This is a genomic window from Candidatus Thermoplasmatota archaeon, from assembly GCA_034660695.1.
GTDB lineage: Archaea > Thermoplasmatota > E2 > UBA202 > DSCA01 > JAYEJS01.
Genome location: JAYEJS010000109.1, coordinates 1 through 5,665 on the forward strand (window position 1 = coordinate 1; position 5,665 = coordinate 5,665).

The following is a 5,665-nucleotide window of genomic DNA, read 5'->3' on the forward strand; positions in this document are numbered from 1 at the left end:
CACATTTCCATGCCTATCTTTTAGGCATTTTTTACCTTTCTTTTTTTCCATCTTTTCCCTCCTAGCATGTTCTTCTGCTAAGAGGCAATTATCCCCTACTATTTAAATCTTCAACAAATTTATTGGGAACTACCTAAAAAATGCTCCTTCCGGCTATAATCGAGCGTAGAAGAACCAGTATCGGTATTATCTCGAGTCTGCCGATCAACATGTTTATTATCAGCATAAATTTTGCAACGGAGTTCATGTCAATCGAGGTTATGTTCGTTGAAAGGCCGACATTGCCCTGAGCTGAGCATACTTCAAATATGACATTATCAAGGCTGCCGCCCGTCGTAAGGAGCAAGACTATCACACCAATAAACAGCAGTATCATCCATAAAAATGACATGGTAGCTGCTTCATTTACTTCCTCCATTGCCTCCTCATTAGAAAGGATTTTTCCACCGAGCTTATGACTGAAAGAGCTTTTCGGCGGCAGGAATATCCTTTTTATCCTCCACCCCGCCCCCTTCGCAAGCAATACCGCCCTGAAAAGTTTTATTCCTCCAGCGGTTGAACCTGCAGCTCCCCCGATCACCATTGCAAACGAAAGAATCATTTTGGCGGAAGAACTCCATGAAACAACATCAGCCGTCTGAAAACCCGTGCAGGTCAGAGCCGATGCAAATTGAAAGGCAGAATATTTGAAAGATTCCAGAAAGGTTGAATAGCCACCCATGTTTATGAGGGTGAGGATAACCATTCCGGAAAAAATGATGAAAAGAAGGGCCTGTGTCTGGACATCTTTAAAAAATTTTTTTATTTTTTTGTTGAGGAGGTCATAATGGGCAGCGAATGATATTGCACCTGCTACCATTAAAGGAATTATCACTATCTGAATAATAGTTCCATAAGAAGCAATGCCGTCGTCTTTGACGGAAAAGCCCCCGGTGGCCAACCCGGTCATCGCATGATTTATGGCCTCCCAAACGGGCATCCCAGCAATGAAAAGTGCAAGTATCGCTATCCCAGTATAAAGCAAAAATATCCACCATATGCTTTTTACGGTAGATATGACGCTGGGGTGAATTTTTTCTTCTCTTGCTTCGGAGCGGTAAAGAGTGAAAGAGCCCGTACCGGGGCGTGCAAGAATGATAAGCGTAAGTACAATCACACCGACGCCGCCGACCCACTGGGTAAATGTTCGCCAGAATTGGATGGTATAAGGCAATTCGCTTTCTTTAGCTATCATAGTCAATCCTGTCCCGGTCCATCCTGCGACAGCCTCAAAAAAAGATGAGAGAAAATCCATATTTTCTATGAAATAAAAGGGTATTGTCGAAATTAAGGAAATAATCAGCCAGGATAGGGCAGCAATCGCCATCGCATGTTTTATTTTTGGCTCTCCATCTCCCCTTCCAAGAAGCCTGAAAAAACCGCCGACCGAAAAAAATGTAAGCACCGTCACTATCATCCAGAGAGCGTTTTCGTGTTCTTTGAAAATTAGCGGAATAATACTTGCGAAAATAGTTGCTATTCCAACAGTAAGCAAGATAGCCCCCGTATCTCTTAAAATGATTTTTGCATTTTTCATTTAATTCAAAATTTATTTTTTCTTGGAAAACAATTCCATTGCCTTATCTATTTTATCTTCCCTTGCCAGTACAGTTATGCAATCACCCACCGCAAGTCTTGTATCTGGTATAGGTATAATTATATCGGAGTTTCTCTCTATTGCGATTACCGAAACTCTACTCGGCAAATTTATTTCTTTTAGTTTTTTTCCGATAAGTTCTGATTGCTCCGGCAGAACTATTTTAAATATTTCAGCGTGCCCACCCAGGCTCATAAAATTCTTTATCATTGGACGTTTTACAGCCCTGTACATATATTCTGCCGTTAATGCATCTGGATTGCCAACAATATTTGCACCCTTCTCAATGAACATGGGCTTGCTCTCCTCATTGTTTACAACTGAAACAAGGGAGCGGACACCCATATTCTTTGCAATTGAAATCACCAGTAAATTTGTTGCATCATCGGCGGTAGTTACTAGAGCATCTGCCTTATTTATCTCTGCATTCTCAAGGGTTTCCTTGACGGTGGCATCTGCGTTAATAACAACGGCATCGTATTTTTTTGAAAACTCATCACATTTCTCCTTGTCTTTCTCAATTACAACCACGTCGTCTTTATTTTTAAGGGCAAGGTCCGTCAGTTTCTGTCCAATACCACCCGCTCCAATTATCAGCATATACATATTCTCCCCCTGTCTACGGCAGACCATAATTTGGAGGGTATTATTAAATCTTTCTCTATCGACAACATTACCTGATAAACGTTTGAGAATTCCAACAAAAACCCACATCGGGGTGTCTTTACACCATAGTTACGCCATCATAATTATGGCACCGGCGGAGCTGACCGACAGTTTTTTGTATCGCCCGTCCTCTCTAAGATTCCGGTCTCTGGTGTTTAGATTGCTAGAACCAATGATTTTGTAGGATGACTTGGTGGTCTGCCCATTTTGCCATCCGGCATTGTCGATGATTGGATGAAGCATCCGTCCCTACCGTCTAGGGCAACACCTATTTTTCGGCAAGTTTTATTAATCTCCCACTTATGCCAGAATGGATGGATGAGCAGTTGAGACGCATATTTGAGAAACAAGGATATGAAGTCATCGGAAAACATTCGGCGGTCAAACATTGCCACTGGCTCAGAAAATCGCTGCTTTTTGACAAACCCTGTTACAAACAAACTTTTTACGGCATAGAAAGCCACCGTTGCCTTCAGATGACTCCCGCGGCATATCAGTGCACACAAAAGTGTCTTTTCTGCTGGCGATATCAGGGTTTCACAGAAACAAAAATTGATAAAAAAGAGGCAGACAGCCCCGACTTCATATTTGAAAAGAGTATAGAGGCTCATCGCCGCCTTGTCTCCGGCTTCAAAGGGGATGAAAGATGTAACGAGGAAAAATGGATGGAAACAAGGGAACCCAAGCATGTTGCCTGTTCCCTAACCGGAGAGCCAACTCTTTACCCCTTCTTGAGCGATTTTTTTGAAATTTGCCATCATCATGGAATGACTACCTTTCTTGTTACAAATGGAACGATGCCCGAAGTTTTGGAAAACATGGATACACTGCCAACACAACTGTACGTTTCCCTATGCGCCCCGAATAAAGAAATATACAAAAAATTGTGCTGCCCCCTAATAAAAGATGGATGGGAAAGGGTGAATGAAACACTCCAGCTCCTTCCATCACTGGATACACGGACTGTTATCCGCCATACTCTCGTTGACAAATGGAATCTGGGTTATGAAGAGGAGTATGCGCAACTGGATAAAAAAGCAGAACCATGGTTTATAGAACCAAAAGGATATGTACACGTTGGCTACTCTAGGGAAAGGCTTACAGAAGAGAATATGCCTCCTCATGAAAAAATAAAGAATTTTGGGGAAAAACTGGCGGGTTTAGCGGGCTATGAATTATTATCCGAGAGAGAGGAGTCCAGGGTTGTATTGCTCGGTAGGGGAAAAGAGAGGAAAATATGAATGATGCTATTTCCATAGCAGCACTTGTCCTTTCATTTTCAGTAATTATATATCTAGTTGCAAATAAAAAAAATTTTGGTGTTGCCATGATAGCCGGTGCGCTGCTCCTTGGAGTACTTACGAATCCAGAGAAAATACCTAAAATTTTTTACGACAGCATCACCGACTGGAAAGTAGACAGCCTCATCGTTATCGTTATTCTCATTAAAATTTTTGCAACAGTTTTGCAGGAAACAGGTCAAATATCTCTTGTTATTGAAAACCTAAAGAGAGTTATCCCTGAACGGGGGATGCTTGCCATTACTCCATTCATATTTGGATTGTTACCAGTACCTGGAGGGGCATTACTTTCCGCCCCCATGGTTGATACACAGGGAAAGAGACTGGACGTGAGCGAAGAAGGAAAAACATTCATAAATTTGTGGTTCCGCCATATAGGCTTTCTTATTTTCCCCTTGTCTACCGCTCTTGTAATCATGTCCCAGCTCTCCAGAGTAAATATCAACAATCTTATTGTTATTCAAACACCAATATTCATTGTATCAATCGTGCTCGGTTCATTCTATATACTGAAATTATCTAAAAAAAAGGTTAAAAAAGAAATGAAAAAAAGAGAAAAAAAGGAAATCATTTTAGAGACAACTATCAATTTCATGCCCCTCATCCTGACAATTGCCATGACTTTTATCCTATCGCTTTTTATCTACTTGAATATCGCATTTCTGGTGGCTCTTCCATCCGGCATATTTTTATCTCTGTTCATACACGGTGAAAAAAATAAAAGCGAAATAATAAAAAAGGGCTTCTCAGCAAGTCTTGCAATAGCAGTGTTTAGCATCATGTTTTATAAAAATATTACGAATGTATCGGGAGTAACAGAGATAGCTGCAAAATATCTGCAGAATACATCGACCACTGCTCTGGTTATAATACCCATTCTATCCTTTACCATAGGGGTTCTGACAGCACATAATATGGCCGCCATTGCCCTTGCCTACCCAATGCTTTATCCTTTGATAGGGAACAACGTACATCTTGTGAGTTTACTTTATGTTTCTTCCTTCATGGGATATCTCATATCACCGCTTCATCTCTGCGTTGTTGTAAGCTATGAATATTTTAAGCCAAAGTTTGTGGAACTATACAAGCTGATGATTCCACCTGCAATTTTGATGGTATTAATTGCTGTAATTTTTTCTCTGTAGCAACTAGTATCCACCTATTTTTAATGAAGGATCACCAAGCAATTCCCACTGCTGCACTATTTTGCAATCAACCTTATCTCCCATTGGAGGAAATTTATTCAAATAATAAGCTAATCCCGTTCCATGCGTTTCTCCGAGCATATCTTTTCCCTCACTGTAACTCTTGAAAAACTGCAGTTCCATATACCTACCGCGCACGTTCAGGCAATTTTCCCCGGGCTCCCCGTATCCGTAACCTGTATTCGCAATTGTCGCAATGCTTCCTCCATCAATCTTTACCGTCAGCCCCCATCCCCAGCATCTCGGGAACCACTCATTATACCAGAATTCCCCATAGGGTTGCTTCCAACTGAAATAATGCAGGCCATCTTCCAGAATCCCTTTTATAATATTCGCTAAGCTCGTATTAAACTGATTGTTATGGCAGCCACCCACAATGCAAACTGGGTACATTCCTTCATTCTTTAATTTCATAAATTGGGTTTCATCAATTCCAATCCACGTTTTCTCATCATTCGGAGGATGATTCGCCCAGCTTATCGGGTTTCCATGCCCCGAGAAATGAAGGAAGCCGCATCCCTGGCTGATAGCATCGATTATATCGTTTGCATCTGTTAAGGCACCGGTTGATGTCCAGATGTAATTTGCCTCGAAACCATCTAAATAGTTAAATGCCGCCTCAGTTGCTAACTCCCCTTCATAATAAGGATCATCATCTCCTGGGTAAGTATCGCCAGCCACACCAACAAATCTCTTGAACCAGTCCTGTCCATACGTGGTTGTTTCATATGTTATTATTTTCTCAACCATTTTCTTTACTTCAAAACTATTCCTGCATGCAAGCCTTCCAACATAAACATCTGGATAAAAATCGATGACATCCTTCTTCATCATTTTCCATTCCGCATATATACCAT

Annotated in this window: 5 protein-coding genes; 2 read left to right on the top strand and 3 right to left on the bottom strand. The window is 41.2% G+C overall.

The window, feature by feature from the left end; genetic code table 11:
- Positions 1-133: 133 nt before the first annotated feature.
- Entirely contained in the window at positions 134-1,576 is a 1,443-nt protein-coding gene (locus tag U9O96_05445; protein MEA2054544.1) for a TrkH family potassium uptake protein, read from the bottom strand.
- Between the two features lie 12 nt (positions 1,577-1,588).
- Positions 1,589-2,242, bottom strand: coding sequence for a TrkA family potassium uptake protein (locus U9O96_05450; GenBank protein ID MEA2054545.1), 654 nt, complete (start codon positions 2,240-2,242; stop codon positions 1,589-1,591).
- A 374-nt stretch (positions 2,243-2,616) separates the two neighbouring features.
- Here U9O96_05450 and twy1 point away from each other — a divergent pair, with 374 nt between their 5' ends.
- Positions 2,617-3,543: a 4-demethylwyosine synthase TYW1 gene (twy1, locus tag U9O96_05455; protein ID MEA2054546.1), complete on the top strand. Its 927-nt coding sequence runs from the start codon at positions 2,617-2,619 to the stop codon at positions 3,541-3,543.
- Positions 3,540-4,748 carry a DUF401 family protein gene (locus U9O96_05460; protein MEA2054547.1) on the top strand — a complete coding sequence of 403 codons (1,209 nt, stop codon included), beginning with the start codon at positions 3,540-3,542 and terminating at the stop codon, positions 4,746-4,748. The genes twy1 and U9O96_05460 overlap by 4 nt, the downstream gene beginning before the upstream one ends.
- A 3-nt stretch (positions 4,749-4,751) precedes the next feature.
- On the opposite strand, the gene U9O96_05465 is transcribed toward U9O96_05460, so the two are convergent.
- On the bottom strand, positions 4,752-5,665 hold a 914-nt coding region (locus U9O96_05465), incomplete at its 5' end, for a C25 family cysteine peptidase (protein ID MEA2054548.1).

Excerpts from the sequence above, each read along its gene's own strand:
- U9O96_05445 (MEA2054544.1), bottom strand. The coding sequence starts at position 1,576 with ATGAAAAATGCAAAAATCATTTTAAGAGATACGGGGGCTATCTTGCTT.
- U9O96_05450 (MEA2054545.1), bottom strand. The coding sequence starts at position 2,242 with ATGTATATGCTGATAATTGGAGCGGGTGGTATTGGACAGAAACTGACG.
- twy1 (MEA2054546.1), top strand. The coding sequence starts at position 2,617 with ATGGATGAGCAGTTGAGACGCATATTTGAGAAACAAGGATATGAAGTC.
- U9O96_05460 (MEA2054547.1), top strand. The coding sequence starts at position 3,540 with ATGAATGATGCTATTTCCATAGCAGCACTTGTCCTTTCATTTTCAGTA.